Origin of the sequence: Salipiger sp. PrR007, from assembly GCF_010499845.1 — a bacterium.
Taxonomy (GTDB): domain Bacteria; phylum Pseudomonadota; class Alphaproteobacteria; order Rhodobacterales; family Rhodobacteraceae; genus Salipiger; species Salipiger pacificus_A.
On record NZ_JAAGOZ010000025.1, the window covers coordinates 14,710 to 29,824 of the forward strand.

Consider the following 15,115-nt stretch of genomic DNA (forward strand, 5'->3'; position numbering starts at 1 on the left):
ATTTCATGGAAGGGCTGGGAGCGGGCTTGCGGCAGTGCAGCGAGCCCCACACATGACGGGCAGCAGCGCCCGTCGCTGCCGGCCCTCTGCCGACATTCATGATCGGCGCAGCGGATTGTCGGTGTTCCAGCCCGAAGCGGACTTGCCCGGCACACCAAAACCTGAGCGTGTGGTCAGTCACGTCGGGCGCATTCCGTGTTTCACCGCAGTCGCGAGGGCATATCTCGTCATTGGCAGGACCGGACATTCAGCTGGAAAATCGGCCCAAACTCACCTAACTCCCTGAGCAGATTTGGAAAGTCCGTCAGGCAGCGTGCATTGCGACTTCATTTCTCAATCTTATTATTTTCCCACAGCGCACAAGTAAGAGATTGCATGCCGCGTGAAAAATAGTGGCATTTACTCTTATTTTTGCAGCCCCAATTCTCCGCCCCATCGTTTAGAAAGTCTGGATTTGCGATTATGTCCCTGCAAATCCCAAGGTGCACGTTATCTGCAACAAGATGGGCAACATTACTCACGGCTTTCCCCGAGTAAATAAAATTCTTCCTCGGATGCCTCGATGCAACTGCCAACGTTTCGCTCAACCGGGATGCTACAATATCAGGCCGAGAGGGGTAGATCAGCCGCTTATCAATATTATAGAACCCAGACGACAGGTCTACGTAATTAAACGGTGTTGATGCAATATTATCATTAAATTCATCGGCTCCATCAAGATCAAAATTCTCCGCACCAGTGCGAAGGGAAACCCTAATGGAAACATCCACGCCCTTAGAAATCCAATTGGATGCCGCTTCACTAAGTTCTTTGAGAACTTCATCGGCATGGGGGTTTATGCGCTGATCGATCAACAAACTAAGGAGATATCCGTGAGCGCCATGGACTTGGATGTGCCGGAATCCGTGATCAATAGCAAGATTGGCGCCTTCTCCAAATGCAGAGATAACTTTCAAGGCACCACGCCGTCCAATAGACCTTACAATATCTCTGGAAGAAGAAATGACTGCTTCATGATCCTGCCCTACAAAGCTTCGCATGCCTTGATAATCACGCCAGGTCGTGGCCAGTTGGATGCCAGGGACGGTCCCCTGATCAGCAATCTCTGCAGCAATTCTTCCCCAGATTTGGTCTTGCGTGAGCATTGGAGTAGAAGAGTTGCTTCCATGACCCTCAGGGATCACAACATTTCCGATAATCGCACAGTGCAGGCGTGGCGACGACCGACGGCGATAGAATTCAACATACCTATCGTCCGGCAAGCCATCTGTGACGTAGCCGGTATTAACGCCTACGAAAAAGGTGAGCTTATTTTTCAAGACGCCGGTATCTCTGATCGTTTTTGGAAATCTTTGCGAGAATATCTTCTTCAAGATCGCTTCCAAGGATGGTTGCGAGCCGAAAAACATAAATCGCTACGTCGGCTAACTCTTCACGAAGTTCCGGGCCTGCTGACGTCAAATCCGGACCATCGTAACCGGCTACAGTTCGTGTAAGCATGACTTTTTTTAGAAGATTAGAGAACTCGCCAACTTCCCCTACCAATCCAATTACGTCGCGCATTAACTGCTCTTCGCGCTCCGCATCAGCTTCGAAATCCACGCTAAATCCGCGCTTGCGATCCCTGTCTACCTGTTCTCGTATAAGCTTGGAAAGTTCCATCGCTAAATCCTCCTGATATAGGCTGTGATTAGCGCGCCGATGCCCAATATGGCGCTGCTTCCGAGATTAATGGCAATTGCAGAAAGTGCGTCCATCCATTGCCTCTCCAGCGCAAAGAGGGCGACAGCGTTAATGAAAATCGCAAAGACAAGGCCAACGTTGATCCAAGCCTGCGTATTTTCCAGCCTTCTTATTATTGTGCGTGTTGCATCAGGGAGAAGGGCGAGTGCTTCATTCCGCTCAGTGCCTACACGTTTATCATTTTTTACATCTTTGTGGCTTTTTTGTAGGTAACTTTTAATTGGCCAGATTTTTGCTTGGAAGCCATGCTGGCCATGATAGGGAGTCGACGCGGCCGCAGACAGCCTTGTGAAGTCGGCTTTCGCTATTGGCTCACCTTGAGGCAACTCGATATACTTATCACTCATGTTTTGAGTAACAATGCCAATATGGCCCTTGAACCCAGGATCCGCGTATGTCGCCACTGGACTCAACCCAATGCTAAATAGTGAGCCCTTCGACACGATTCGCACCAAAACGTTCACCGGTATATCCAGATCTTCCAGAGTAATGAGGACAACCTGATGGCCCGGCTTAATTAGAATTTTCTCGCCTTCTTCCAGGTCAAATCTGGCGCCGTTTTCCGTCAGGTCATAGTAGATGCTACCCATCCGAAGTTCGTAGCAGGCTCCTGTCGCGCCGCCGGGATTAGCATTCTTTATTAACCTTCCCGCTTCGAATTCGGTTCGAATTTCTGTATCGTTTAGCGTCACCATCTATTCACTCCTTTCGCCCGACGATCTTGCTGTTCGGTCCCAACACGTGATCGCTTACGCTGCTTGCCTAACTGGCAATTTGTCTATTGTCACTTTAATCGGTGACGTCAGTTGCCCACTGTGGCTGCATGTCTACACGGGCGCATGTTTCGGAGGAACCATTCAACTAATGAGCCGTTTTGGCTACTCATCAGCAAAGCGTTCAACATAATTCTCTACGGTGTTCGAACGTCTGAAAACCGAGTGCTGCGGCACCGCTTTCTGCTCCCATGGAACGGCGGCTCTGGGCCGGTCCCACCTCGCCACGATGGTCTGCGAGCGGAACTTTGCAAAGGGCGCAATCTGCGCTTCTCTGCCGTTCGTCCAGGACGCAGCGAACGACAGCTTCCCGCCCTTCGTGTCGGCCCTGTTGACCTTGCTGCGCCAAGAGCACAGGTCCACTTAGGGCTGGGACCGGCCATCTGCTGCGTCAAGTATGAATGGCAGCAAAGGGCCGGCTACGTCATGAAGGGCGACCACCTGTCGTCCCTTCGCAATGTCGGCTTCCTTCGCTGAGCGGCCAGTGGGCGCTTCATGCCGCGTGCGGTCGATATGGGGGTATAAAGGCGCCTGCGAAACGTGGGACACTTTCTCTGTAACCCATTGATTCAGCTAGGCGCGCGTCGCCGAACAAATGGGTCACCTGCAGACTGATTTTATTGAGAAATTTCGGCTTTCTGCCAGCCCGTGTGGAACTTAAATATTGATGCTCTCAGCTCGGTCTGGCTAACAACAATAGGACTGTGATACTCGCGTTAAAGCTGTCCGGCAGTGTTTCCCAAGTTCGCGCTTCGTTTCGCTTTTGTCCGGCGTGTTCTGCTAGGGGTCTGGGAAACGGTTCTCCCGAATATTCATGTGCTTAGGATGCTTGTTTCCTCGTTTACACCGAAGATGTCGGGGGTTCGAGTCCCTCATCACCCACCATTTTCAATCACTTAGCGACCTCGCCGTCTTATGCTTCGCAATTTCGGGAAGCTGGTTTCCGAAATCTGGTAGCAGCAGCACTGTTTCGCGGTTCATTGACTCAACCTCCGCGCGTTTAGCGTGATGCTTCGACATGCACTCAGACAGGTGGCCGAGCATTTCCTGAACAGGCTGGATGCCGCTGAACAGCTCGGGGCTTCGGACAACGGAGTTGACGACGATTGTCGCGTTCGTCGTGCGCCGTCCGCGTTCTCTGTGCCGATTGGGTCTGCCTCCGGGATCTATTTCAGCAGGCTCGCCGCCATGCCAGAGACCTGGCGAAGCGGCAGGTTGATCAGGATCTTGATCGACAGGCAGAATTGTATGGTCGCATCGTAAGACGCCGCAGGCCTGCCCGGTCGAAGCGCTGTGTATTGGCACGAGCTCGGAACTGGGAGCCTCGCGCCGCGAAGATCGGCCGGACCAGGGCTGCCGCACAGATCGCGACGTCCCCGGAGGCGCGGACATGCCGCCCGGCCTCCGAGCCGTTTCGTCCAGACCGACCCTCGCCGTCGTGCTGCCGGGATCAGCGGTAGATCAGGGTCGGCAGCCACATGGTAACGCCCGGCACGAAGGTCACCAGAAGCAGCACCAGAACCAGCGGGATCAGGAAGGGCGCCGTCCCCGCGAGCGCGCGCTCGAAGGGGATGTTGGCGACCCGGCTCAGCACGTAAAGCACCATGCCCACAGGCGGCGTCAGCAGCCCGAGCATGAGGTTCAGCACCATGATCACCCCGAAGTGCACCGGATCGACACCAAGCTGAACCGCCACCGGCAGAAGCACCGGCACGAGGATGGTGATCGCCGCCACGGTCTCCATGAAGCAGCCGACGATCAGCAGCACGAGGTTGATCAGAAGCAGGATCACCCACGGGTTGTCCGACGCCCCCAGAAGCAGGGTCGCGGCCATTTCCGGAACCCGGTTCGAGGTGAGGATCCACGCGAAGATCGACGCGGCGCCCACCACCAGCAGCACCACCGAGGTGGTCTCGATCGTGTCGTAGCTGACCCGGATCAGGCGGCGCAGGGTCAGCGTGCGGTAGACCACGGCCCCGAGGAAGATCGCGTAGGCGCAGGCGGCCACCGCGGCCTCGGTCGGGGTGAAGGCTCCGGTGAGGATACCGCCGACGATGATCACCGGCGTCAGCAGCGACAGGAAGGCGCGCTTGAAGCTGATGGCGAGGATGCGGATCGCGAAGGGCTGGTCACGCTTGAAGCCGTCGCGGCGGGCGAAATAGGCCACCATGAGCATCAGCGCCACGGCCATGACCAGCCCTGGAATGAAGCCCGCGGCGAAAAGCTGGCCGATCGAGGCGCTGGCGACCACGCCGTAGATCACCATCGGCAGCGAGGGTGGGATGATCGGGCCGATGGTCGACGAGGCCGCGGTGATGCCGACGGCGAAGTCGGTCTTGTAGCCCGCATCGCGCATCGCCTTGATCTCGATCGCGCCAAGCCCGCCGGCGTCGGCCACCGCCGCGCCGGACATGCCCGCGAAGATCACCGAGGCGCCGACGTTCACATGGCCGAGCCCGCCGCGCATCCAGCCCACGAGCGACAGCGCGAAGTTGAAGATCCGCTCGGTGATCCCGGCGGTGTTCATCAGGTTGCCGGCGAGGATGAAGAAGGGCACGGCGAGCAGCGGGAAGCTGTCGACGCCGTTCACCATGCGATGTGCCACCACCATCGGCGGCACGGTGCCCGACAGGATGAACGCGAGCGAGGCCCCCGCCAGCGCGATGGCCACCGGCACGCCGATGAGGATCAGCACGAAGAGCAGGACGAAGAGAAGTGCGATTGTCATGTCCGGGTCCTAGTCGATGGCGCGGGTTTCATCCGCGTGGGCTTCGGGATCGATGAGCCGGCTGGTGCCACTGGTCAGGTGCCGCACGCCGTTGATCGCGGAATGGATCGCCATGCCCGCGAAGCAGAGCGCGACAAACCAGTAGACATAGGATTTGGGCACGTCGATCGAGACCATCATGCCCCCGGTGCGGGTGGCCAGCTGGCCCGAGAGCCAGGCGAGCGTCGCAAAGAAACCGGTGGTGATGAGGTCGATCACGCCCTGCATCAGCCGGCGCAGCGGGCGGGGCACCCAGCGGTAGAGGAACTCCACCGCGATGTGGCTGTGCTTGCGCGCCGCCATCACCGATCCGGCGAAGGTCACGGCGATCAGCAGGTAGCGGGCGATCTCCTCGGTCCAGCCCAGCGAGTCGTTCAGCACGTAGCGGGTGAAGAACTGCAGGAAGACCACGCCGGCCAGCACCCAGAACAGGGCCAGCACAAGCGCGTCCTGCCAGCGGATGTCGGAAAGGTCGATCTCCTGCGCGTCCTCTTCGGCGAGGTGCAGGGTGAAATCCTCGGGGCCGGTTTCGGGGCCGGACATCGGGCGCGTCTTGCCCGGGTCGGTGTCGTCATGCATGGGGGCGCCTAGTCTGAGGGTCGGTGGGCCGGGGGCGGCGCGACGGCCGCCCCCGGCGCGACGGATTACTGGCCGATGGCCTGCAGGCGGTCATAGGTCTCCTGATCCCAGGTCGCCATGTCGCCGTTGTGCACCGCCTTCACCGCCTCGATGAACGGGCCGCGATCCACCTCGTTGACCGTCACCCCTTCGTCGACGAACCACTGCTTGAGGTTGTTCTCGGCCTCGATCACCTGCTCGGTTGCGCAGGTCGCGGTGTCGTCCAGCACCTGCTCGAGCGCCGCCTGGTCCTCTTCCGAGAGGCTCGTCCAGGTCGGGCCGCCGACGATGGTCAGCAGCGCGTCGGTGATGTGGCCGGTGAGGTTGATGTCGGACTGCACCTCGTAGAACTTCTTGGCCTGGATCGTCGGCAGCGGGTTCTCCTGCGCGTCGACGGTGCCCTGCTGCAGCGCGAGATAGACCTCGGCAAAGGCGATCGGCGTGGGGTTGGCCCCGGTGGCTTTCGGGAACATCATGTAGAGCGGCGCGTTCGGCACGCGGATCTTCAGCCCCTTCATGTCTGCCGGGGTCAGGATCGGCTTGTTCGAGGTCACGTGACGCTGTCCGTAGTAGGTAAGCGAAGTCACGTGGTTGCCGGTGGCATCGGCGTAGCCCTGGGTCAGCTCGTCGAAGAGATCGGACGTGCGGTAGGCATCCCAATGCGCGTAGTCGCGGAACATGAAGGGCGCGCCGCCGATGGCGAGCGGGCCGTAGTAGCGCCCGGCAAAAAGCTGGCCGGTGTAAATGATGTCGACAGTGCCGAGGCTGAGCCCCTCGTTGATGTCCGACTCCTTGCCCAGCGTCGAGGCCGGGAAGACCTCGATGCCGAGCCGGTTGTCGGTGGCCTCCGTCAGCGCGTCATTCGCCGCCACCGCGCAGGTGTGATAGGGCTCGGCGGTCTCGTAGACATGCGCGAACTTGAGCACCCGCTCGGCCTGCGCCGACGCGGGCAACGCCGCTCCCAAAGCGGCCGCCGCCGTTGTTAGGAATGCCAGTGTCTTCGTAATCCGGGTCATTTGGTTCTCCTCCCTAAATTCCCAAAACCGTGGTCTTTTCAGCCGCCCACCACCTCCAATGGCGGGATGCCTTTCTCCTCTGCGAAGCGCGCCAGCGCCTCGACAGCCGTCTGATCGAGCGTCATGCCCTGCACCGCGCGGCGCCTGCCTTCCGCCCATTCCCTGTCCCCCGCCGCCATGACTTCGGCGCCCTGCGCGGTGCTTGAGCGGCGAATGGCGGTCCGGTAGCGGCGGAGCGTGGCGGTGAAGACCTCGAGCCCGGCAAAGGCCGCCGGGTCAAAGGCCATGACGAAGGCGCCCAGCCCGCGCGGGGTGGACATGTCGTCGGAGATCATGCCCGGCAGCTCGAAGCTGAGCGGGGCACCCGAGAGCGCGGTGCTGAGGATTTCGGAGATCCCCGCCAGCCCCGCGCCCTTGTAGCCGAACTCGCCGCCGAGCGGTGCGAGCATCTCGGCGCGCTCGGGGTCGGTGACGTTCTCGCCAAGCCCGTTCGAGGCCGTGTCTTGGGGCAACTCGATGCCGAGCGCGCGGCTGAGTTGCACCTTGTTGAAGGGGATGGCGCTTGTCGCCATGTCGAAGAGCCAGGGCTCCTCGCCAATCCCGGCGGGACCGGCCATCGAGATCGGGTTGGTACCGTGGAATTTCTCGGCCCCGCCGTGCAGGCGAACAAAGCTGTCGGAGTTGCAAAAGCAGAAGCCAAGGAGCCCCTCTTCGGCGATAGCGCGCGCGTAGGCCCCCGCCGCACCGAAGTGGGAACTGGCCCGGATCGCCACCGCGCCCGAGCCGCTGGCGCGGGCCAGTTCGACCGCCTTGTCGACGGCCGCATAGGTGGCCCGCGCGCCATGCGCATCGCCGCCGTCGAGCAGCGCGGCGCCGGCGCTTTCGCGGACGAAACGCAGCTCTGGTGCGGGGTTCAGTCGGCCTTTTGTGAAACCATCGAGGTAATGCGGCAGCAGCCTGTATCCATGGGTGTCGACCCCAAGCGACGAGGCATGGCTGAGCGCCCTGATGACCGCCGTCCGGGTTCGATCATCGCAGCCGGCTGCGGCCAGCGCGGCGTCGGCGAAGCGTTCCATTTCGGCCTGCATCACCCGCTCGGGCGGGCGCGGCGCGGCGCTCGCGGCACTGTCCTGCGCCAGGTAGTTCTGCGTGGTGTCCCGGATATGGCTGCGCATCAGGGTCTCGGCCGCCTCGGTGTCGCCGTCGGCGACCAGCGCGGCAAGCTGCTGGTGCTCCGCCAGGGAGCGTTCGTTCAGCTCATGCTCGCGGCTCAGCTTGTTGCGCAGCGCCTGGATGCGGAAGGACAGCATGTGATGCGTCTTTTCCAGGTAGACGTTGCCGCATTCGGCAAAAATCGCGTGGTGGAAGGCGTTGTCGAGCAGCTTGTAACTGCGTGCGTCGCGGGTGGAGAGCGCCTCGGCCATTTGCGCGGTGATCTCGCGCAGGCGGGTGGCGAGCGGCAGGGCGCGGCGGGCAATGGCGAGCCGCAGCGCCTCGGTTTCGAGCATTTCGCGCAACTCGCCGAGACTGCCGATGTCCTCCTGCGACATTTCGAAGACGCGCGGGCTGCGGTTGGGCCTGGTGGTGATCATTCCCTCGCATTCGAGCTGCACAAGCGCCTCGCGCAGGGGGATCTTCGACATGCCGAGACTCGCAGCCAGCTCGGATTCCCGCAGCGCAGAGCCCATGGGCAGATCGCCAGAGATGATCTGCTCCCGGATCGCCTCGCGGGCTCGGTCGGAGAGCTTCGGCGCGCCGTCACGCAGGGTCGGTCCATCCACGGTAATGCCTCCTCAACATGACCAAACGGTATATGGTATACCAACGTTGGGTCAACTGTGATCTTGGGCTTCGGCGGGGCGGCGTGTCAGACCAACGCACATTCAACAAGGCAACCCTCCAGCCGCCAAGATCGAGCGTGAGATTGGTGGGCCGCACGACGGCACCCAAAACTGCCTTTCGACAGGAGGGCTGCGCGAGGCGCTACCGAGACCTGGGCGCCAGGAACTTCGTCCGAGGCCTGCGGCCGGGAGCAGGGTCGAAGTTTGCCCAGGGCGGTCAGGGCAAGACTACGGCCGCCGCAGAAGCGCCTGCGCCGCGATGATCGACGCGAGCTCTCCGGAAGTGCATCAGACCCAATGCCGCTGCGTCGCGCCGATTGGGGCAAGGGCGCGCAGGGCTAGAAGATCCCGATCCGCGTCGCCAGCCGTTTCCAGTCGCGCATTCGCTGGTCCAGGTCGTGGTTTGCGGCGTTGGCCGTGGCGTGGATGAGCAGGCCGGTCGCTGCGGTCAGCCCGAGGAGCGACTCCAGGAAGAGCCCCGTCTTGGACGGCGTGTTGATCACCGCGTCGGTGACCTCATGCGCCCAATGGCAGTACTCATCAGTCACCACCACCACCGTCCGGCCTTGCTCGCGCGCGAGCCGCGCGATGGTCTCGCATTCGGCTGCATAAGGGATGACATCGATCACAAGCAGGCAGCTGCTCCCGGGGGCAGGGGGGTCGAGCCATTCGGACAGCATGCTGTCATGGCCCGACAGGAACCGCACGCGCGGGCGGGCGAGGGCGAGCCGGCGGGCGGTGTCCTCGGCAAGGCCGCGCACGGTCTGGAAGCCGGTGACATAGACCTCATCGGCCTCGCGCAGGTAGCGTTCTGCGGCCTGGAAGGCGGGGCTTCCCATCTTGGAATAGACGGTGCTGATCGCGCGCAGCTCGGCGGTCATCTGCTCCTGCCAGTCCTCGGGCAGCTCGAAGCCCTCCTCGGCGAGGCTCTCGCCGGTGACCGAGTAGCGGTGCCGCAGCATTGCCTTGAACTCCTTCATCCCGGCGCAGCCGAACCGGCGCAACATCCGGCCCACGGTGATCTCGGCAACCCCCGCCTTCTGCGCGATTGACTTTCCTGTCTCGTAGGAGATCGAGTTGAGGTTGAGCAGGAAATACTGCGCGACCTTCGCCTCCTGCTTGGGCAGCGAGGCCATGCCTTCTTCGACTTTGCTCACGAATTCATCAATCGGAGCCTCGGCGTAGGATGCAAACCCCTGCGTCATGGCGGATCTCCATATGACAGAAAACTAACATTTGACGAAAATGACAGTAACGAACCATTTTGGCGACTCAAGGCAAAACCGAAAAACAGCCTGACAGGGAGCCACTGAACACATGAAGAAGATGCATCTTGCCGCGACGACGGCGCTGACCCTCGCGCCGCTGGCGGCCGCCGCCGAAACGCTGTCGCTCTATAATTGGGGCGACTACATCAACCCCGCCGTACTGGAGGCCTTCACCGAAGAGACCGGCATCGAGGTCTCGCTCGACAGCTACGGCTCGAACGAGGAGATGCTGGCGAAGATCCAGGCCGGGGCGACCGGCTACGACATCGTCTTCCCCTCCGTCCACATGCACGACATCATGTTCCAGCTCGGCCTGCTGGCGCAGACGGACATCGGCGAGGCCCCGGGCTTCGAGAACATCGACCCGCAGTTCGTCCGTGCCCAGACCGATCCCGACGCCAAATATTGCCTGCCCTATGCTTGGGGCAACGTCGGCATCGTCTACAACAAGGAACTGGCCGGCGACATCAAGAGTTGGGAGGACTTCTTCGCGCTCGGCGCCGCGGGCAAGAAGATCACGCTGCTCGACGACCTGCGCGAGACCATCGGCATCGGGCTTATCGTGAACGGCAACTCGGTCAACTCCACCGATCCGGCCGAGGTCGAGGCCGCGGCGAATTACATCATCGACCACATCGGCGGCGTCACCGCCTTCACCTACGACTCGGTGCCGCAGGTTATCTCGGGCGACGTGGCGGCGGCGCATTGGTACGTGGGCGCAAACCTTTACGTGTCCGAGAACCCCGACACCATCGGCTACATCATCCCCGAGGAAGGCGCGACCCTGTACCAGGAGGACATGTGCGTGCTGGCATCCGCGCCCAACAAGGAGGCCGCGAAGAGGTTCCTCGAATTCTACCTGCGCCCCGAGATAGCGGCACTGAACGTCGAGCAGCAGATGAACGGCACCCCCAACCTGCCCGCACGGGAGTTGATCCCCGAAGAGATCGCCGGGAACGAGACGATCTACCCGTCGCAGGATGTCATGGAAAAGCTGCAGATCTTCGAAGACCTGGGCCGCGACCTGCAGCTCTACAATTCCGAGTGGACCCGCATCAAGACCGCGCAATGACGCCCTTTGACACCCAACCGGCGGGGGGCTTCTCCGCCGGCACGCAGGACCGCACGCCCATGCCTTCTCCGCTTGAAATCATCGACGCCCGCAAGACCTTCCGCACCCCCGAGGGCGGCAGCATGACCGCGCTCGACCGCATCTCTCTGAGGCTCGCCAGCGCCGAGTTCGTCACCCTGCTCGGCCCTTCGGGCTGCGGCAAGACCACGCTTCTGCGCACCATCAGCGGCTTCGAGACGCTGGACGCGGGCGAGGTGCTGATCGACGGTGCCGCCGTCACCCAGATGCCGGCGCATCGCCGCCCGGTGAACACCGTGTTCCAGCGCTACGCGCTATTCGGCCACATGAGCGTGGCGCGCAACGTCGGCTACGCGCTGGAGATCGCCGGTCGGGACAAGCGCGAGATCCGCGCCCGCGTCGGCGAGATGCTGGAACTGGTCGGCCTGGCGGGGATGGAGAAGCGGTCCATCCAGCAACTCTCGGGTGGCCAGCAGCAGCGCGTCGCTCTGGCGCGGGCGTTGGCGGCGAAACCCAAGCTGCTGCTGCTCGACGAGCCGCTCTCGGCGCTCGACAAGAACCTGCGACAGAAGATGCAGCAGGAACTGAAGGCGCTGCAGCGGGAGCTCGGCATCGGCTTCATCTTCGTCACCCACGACCAGGAAGAGGCGCTGACCATGTCGGACCGGATCGCCGTGCTGGCGCATGGGCAGATCCAGCAGATCGGCGCGCCGACAGAGCTGTATCAGACCCCGGCCAACCTTTTCACCGCCGACTTCCTTGGGGAGAGCAACCTTTTGCCCGTGACGGTCACCGGCGGCAGCGCCAGTCTGTCCGACGGCCAGGGCTTTGCCACACCCCACGCTTCCGGTGCGGCGACGCTGCTGCTGCGCCCCGAGGCGCTTTCTGTCGCGCCGCCCGAGGGCCAGGCGCTCAAATTCACCGGCATCATCCGCGAGACCTATTACACCGGCACGGACCACCAGATCGCGCTGGAAACGACCGCCCACGGCACGCTGCACGCTCTATTGCGCAGCAGCAGCGCGTTGCCCGGCGTCGGCTCGGAAATGACGCTGTACGCCGCCGCTCACGGTCTGCACCTGATCGACGAGGTGGCCGCATGAGCCTAGCCCACCGCAAGCTGCTGCAGCTCGTCGGCCTCTTGGGTGCGCCGACGGTCTTCCTGCTGGTCTTCTTCTTCGGTCCGCTGCTGATCATGCTGGTCTACAGCTTCCTGACTCCGGGGCTCTACGGCGGGGTCGACTGGATCTTCTCGCATCTCAACTACGGACGCATCCTCGGCTGGGCCGACACGCGCTACGAGAAGTTCGACCCGGTCTATATCGCCATTTTCCTGCGCTCGCTGAAGCTGGCGGCGCTGACCGTGCTGGCCAGCCTGCTGGTCTGCTATCCCGCCGCCTTCTGGATCAGCCGGATGCGGCCCGGGATGCGCGACTTCGCGATCTTCCTCGTCACGCTGCCCTTCTTCGTCAGCCTGATCGTGCGGCTCTTTGCCTGGGTGCTGATCCTTCGGCCCACGGGGTTCCTCAATCAGGGGCTCATGGGGCTGGGGCTGACCGGCGCGCCGATCGAGTTTCTCTACACCGATTTCGCAGTGATCTTGGGGATGACCTATGTTTTCATCCCCTTCATGTTCCTGCCGCTCTACGGCTCGATCGAAAAGCTCGACATGGCGCAGATTGAGGCCTCGTCGGACCTTGGCGCCACCCGCGTCCAGACCTTCCGCAAGGTGATCCTGCCCGCGACGCTGCCTGGCATCGTCGGAGGCTCGGTGATCACCTTCATTCCCGCCTTGGGCAACTTCATCGTGCCTTCGGTGCTGGGCGGGGCGAAGGTGCTGATGATCGGCAACCTGATCGAGCAGCAGTTCCTGTCGGCGCGCAACTGGCCCTTCGGCTCGGCGCTCGCGATGCTGGTGATGAGCGCGGTCTTGATCCTGCTGATCGCGCAGTTCCGCCTCGCGAAGAAGGAGGCGCAGTCATGATCCTGCGCCGCCTGCTCACCCTCTACGGGCTGTTCTTCTTCGTCTTTGTCTACGCACCGATCCTGCTGGTGGTGGTCTATTCCTTCAATGCCAACACGCTGAACATGATGATCTGGGACGGCTTCACGCTGGATTGGTACCGCCAGCTCTTCGGCATGGAGACCTCGCTGACCCAGAGCGCGACCTATGTCGACAGCACCGACCAACTCTGGGGCGCGGTGCGCACCAGCCTGTTCGTCGCGCTCTCGACCTCGGTCTTTTCCACCGTCTGCGGCACCGCGCTGGCGCTCGCCGTGGCGCGCTACCGCTTCCGGCTGGCGCGCTTCTACCGCACGCTGATGATGCTGCCGATGATCATGCCCGATATCGTGCTGGGCATCGCACTGCTGATCTTCTTCATCACCATCGGCATGAACCTGTCGATGTTGACGATCATCATCGGCCAGTCGACATTCCTGATCTCCTACGTCTTCGTCACCGTCTCCGCCCGGCTGGCCGAGGTCGACACCTCGGTCGAGGAGGCCTCGGCGGATCTTGGCGCCACCCCGGCGCAGACCTTCCGCAAGGTGACCCTGCCGGGCATCGCGCCGGGCATCCTCGGGGGCTGGCTGCTGGCCTTCATCATCTCGATGGACGACCTCGTCATCACCTATTTCATCGCCGGCACCGGCAACACCACGCTGCCCATCCACATCTGGGGGCTGCTCCGTCGCGGCATCAAGCCCGAGATCAACGCCATCGCCACGCTGATGCTGCTCTTCACCCTGGTGATCGCCGCCGCCGGCCTCTACTTCAGATCGAGACGACAGAAATGACCTGCAATACCAAACCTCGCGCCCGCGCGCTGGGGATTCCGCTTCCGGGCACGCCCGGTCCGCTGAACGCCATCACCGATGTGCCGGGCCTCGAGGTGGGCACGACCGAACTGCTGTCGGCGCGCGATCCGTCGCTCGCCACCCGCGGCATCCAAGTGCAGACCGGGGTCACCGCGATCCTGCCGCGCGGCCGCGATCCCGAGCCGAAGCCGGTCTGGGCCGGGCAGTTCAGCCTGAACGGCAACGGCGAGATGACCGGCGCCCACTGGGTGCGCGACGGCGGCTGGTTGGCCGGGCCGATCATGATCTCCAACTCGCATGCCATCGGTCCCTGCCACACGGCGGCGGTGCGTTGGATGGTCGAGACCTATGGCGCGACCTGGGAGGACAATCACCTCTGGGCAATGCCGGTGGTGGCAGAAACCTATGACGGCGTGCTCAACGACATCAACGGGCTGCATGTGACCGAGGACCTGGCGCGCCAGGCGCTCGACGCGGCCCGGCCCGGGCCGGTGCGCGAGGGCAACTCTGGCGGCGGCGCGGGGATGATCTGCTACGAGTTCAAGGGCGGCACCGGCACCGCCTCGCGGCAGCTCGAGGTCGACGGCCAAGCCTTCACCCTCGGGGCGCTGGTGCAGGCCAACCACGGGCTACGGCCCTGGCTCACCGTCGCCGGGCGCCGCGTCGGCGAACAGATGCCCGAGCACCGGGTCATGGACATGGTGACCGAGCGCGGATCGATCATCGTGGTCCTCGCCACCGATCTGCCGCTTTCGTCGAGCCAGCTTGAACGGCTGTCGCGCCGCGCCGCCATCGGCATCGGGCGCGCCGGGACGCCGGGGGGCAACAACTCGGGGGACATCTTCCTCGCCTTCTCGACCGCCAACGAGATGCCGCTGCCGCAGCTCTCGGGCCCGTGGCGGCATATGACCTGCCTGAACGACGAGCTTCTCGACCCGGTCTACATGGCTGCCGTCGAGGCGGTGGACGAGGCCGTGCTCAACGCGCTCTGCGCCGCGGAGGATGTGCCCATGGCGCGCCCCGCCGGGGGCATCTGCCGGGCGCTGGACACGGACCGGCTGATGCAGCTGCTGGAGTGAGGTGAGCCGTTTCCCGGCGAGGAGTGCGGCGGCTCAGCTTGCCTGTTGAGCGTGCCGCCGGGTGCGGTCCATGCGCCTGGTGCGCCTCGACCGATCAAGG

The 15,115-nt window shown here is 62.6% G+C and carries 13 protein-coding genes and 1 pseudogene; 5 read left to right on the plus strand and 9 right to left on the minus strand.

Annotated elements, in window-relative coordinates; all coding sequences use genetic code 11:
• Window positions 1–326: 326 nt before the first annotated feature.
• The 9 genes and pseudogenes from G0Q01_RS11910 to G0Q01_RS11950 all read right to left on the minus strand — a co-directional run bounded on the left by G0Q01_RS11910 (window position 327) and on the right by G0Q01_RS11950 (window position 9,963).
• Complete coding sequence (locus G0Q01_RS11910) at window positions 327–1,373, minus strand: hypothetical protein (protein WP_164213399.1); 1,047 nt, start codon at window positions 1,371–1,373, stop codon at window positions 327–329.
• Window positions 1,309–1,662 (minus strand): MazG-like family protein, encoded by a 354-nt coding sequence (locus G0Q01_RS11915; protein WP_164213400.1) that lies wholly within the window; start codon window positions 1,660–1,662, stop codon window positions 1,309–1,311. Before G0Q01_RS11915 ends, G0Q01_RS11910 begins: the two co-directional genes overlap by 65 nt.
• 2 nt (window positions 1,663–1,664) lie before the next feature.
• The gene (locus tag G0Q01_RS11920; RefSeq protein ID WP_164213401.1) at window positions 1,665–2,438 is read right to left on the minus strand and encodes a hypothetical protein; all 774 of its coding nucleotides are present in this window, start codon (window positions 2,436–2,438) and stop codon (window positions 1,665–1,667) included.
• 1,247 nt (window positions 2,439–3,685) lie between these two features.
• Window positions 3,686–3,799 (minus strand): annotated as a pseudogene (locus tag G0Q01_RS11925) (transposase); the annotation flags it as partial.
• 167 nt (window positions 3,800–3,966) lie between these two features.
• Window positions 3,967–5,244 (minus strand): TRAP transporter large permease, encoded by a 1,278-nt coding sequence (locus G0Q01_RS11930; RefSeq protein WP_164196057.1) that lies wholly within the window; start codon window positions 5,242–5,244, stop codon window positions 3,967–3,969.
• Window positions 5,245–5,253: 9 nt separating this feature from the next.
• Window positions 5,254–5,862 (minus strand): TRAP transporter small permease, encoded by a 609-nt coding sequence (locus tag G0Q01_RS11935; RefSeq protein ID WP_235940086.1) that lies wholly within the window; start codon window positions 5,860–5,862, stop codon window positions 5,254–5,256.
• A 65-nt stretch (window positions 5,863–5,927) separates the two neighbouring features.
• Window positions 5,928–6,917, minus strand: a complete 990-nt coding sequence (locus G0Q01_RS11940; protein WP_164196058.1) for a sialic acid TRAP transporter substrate-binding protein SiaP — start codon at window positions 6,915–6,917, stop codon at window positions 5,928–5,930.
• Window positions 6,918–6,955: 38 nt separating this feature from the next.
• Window positions 6,956–8,698: an Ldh family oxidoreductase gene (locus G0Q01_RS11945; RefSeq protein WP_370457257.1), complete on the minus strand. Its 1,743-nt coding sequence runs from the start codon at window positions 8,696–8,698 to the stop codon at window positions 6,956–6,958.
• Between the two features lie 398 nt (window positions 8,699–9,096).
• On the minus strand, window positions 9,097–9,963 hold the full coding sequence (locus G0Q01_RS11950) for a MurR/RpiR family transcriptional regulator (RefSeq protein WP_164196059.1): 867 nt from the start codon (window positions 9,961–9,963) through the stop codon (window positions 9,097–9,099).
• A gap of 112 nt (window positions 9,964–10,075) precedes the next feature.
• Between G0Q01_RS11950 and G0Q01_RS11955 the strand changes: the two genes are divergently transcribed.
• Genes G0Q01_RS11955 through G0Q01_RS11975 form a run of 5 tightly spaced genes read left to right on the plus strand, consistent with a single transcriptional unit; the run spans window position 10,076 to window position 15,015 of the window.
• The gene (locus G0Q01_RS11955; RefSeq protein ID WP_164196060.1) at window positions 10,076–11,098 is read left to right on the plus strand and encodes a PotD/PotF family extracellular solute-binding protein; all 1,023 of its coding nucleotides are present in this window, start codon (window positions 10,076–10,078) and stop codon (window positions 11,096–11,098) included.
• Between the two features lie 59 nt (window positions 11,099–11,157).
• Window positions 11,158–12,219 (plus strand): ABC transporter ATP-binding protein, encoded by a 1,062-nt coding sequence (locus G0Q01_RS11960; protein ID WP_235940087.1) that lies wholly within the window; start codon window positions 11,158–11,160, stop codon window positions 12,217–12,219.
• A complete protein-coding gene (locus tag G0Q01_RS11965; protein ID WP_164196063.1) occupies window positions 12,216–13,100 on the plus strand; it encodes an ABC transporter permease in 885 nt (294 codons plus the stop codon). Before G0Q01_RS11960 ends, G0Q01_RS11965 begins: the two co-directional genes overlap by 4 nt.
• Window positions 13,097–13,915 carry an ABC transporter permease gene (locus G0Q01_RS11970; protein WP_164196064.1) on the plus strand — a complete coding sequence of 273 codons (819 nt, stop codon included), beginning with the start codon at window positions 13,097–13,099 and terminating at the stop codon, window positions 13,913–13,915. The genes G0Q01_RS11965 and G0Q01_RS11970 overlap by 4 nt, the downstream gene beginning before the upstream one ends.
• Window positions 13,912–15,015, plus strand: coding sequence for a P1 family peptidase (locus G0Q01_RS11975; protein ID WP_164196065.1), 1,104 nt, complete (start codon window positions 13,912–13,914; stop codon window positions 15,013–15,015). The genes G0Q01_RS11970 and G0Q01_RS11975 overlap by 4 nt, the downstream gene beginning before the upstream one ends.
• Window positions 15,016–15,115 lie beyond the last annotated feature (100 nt).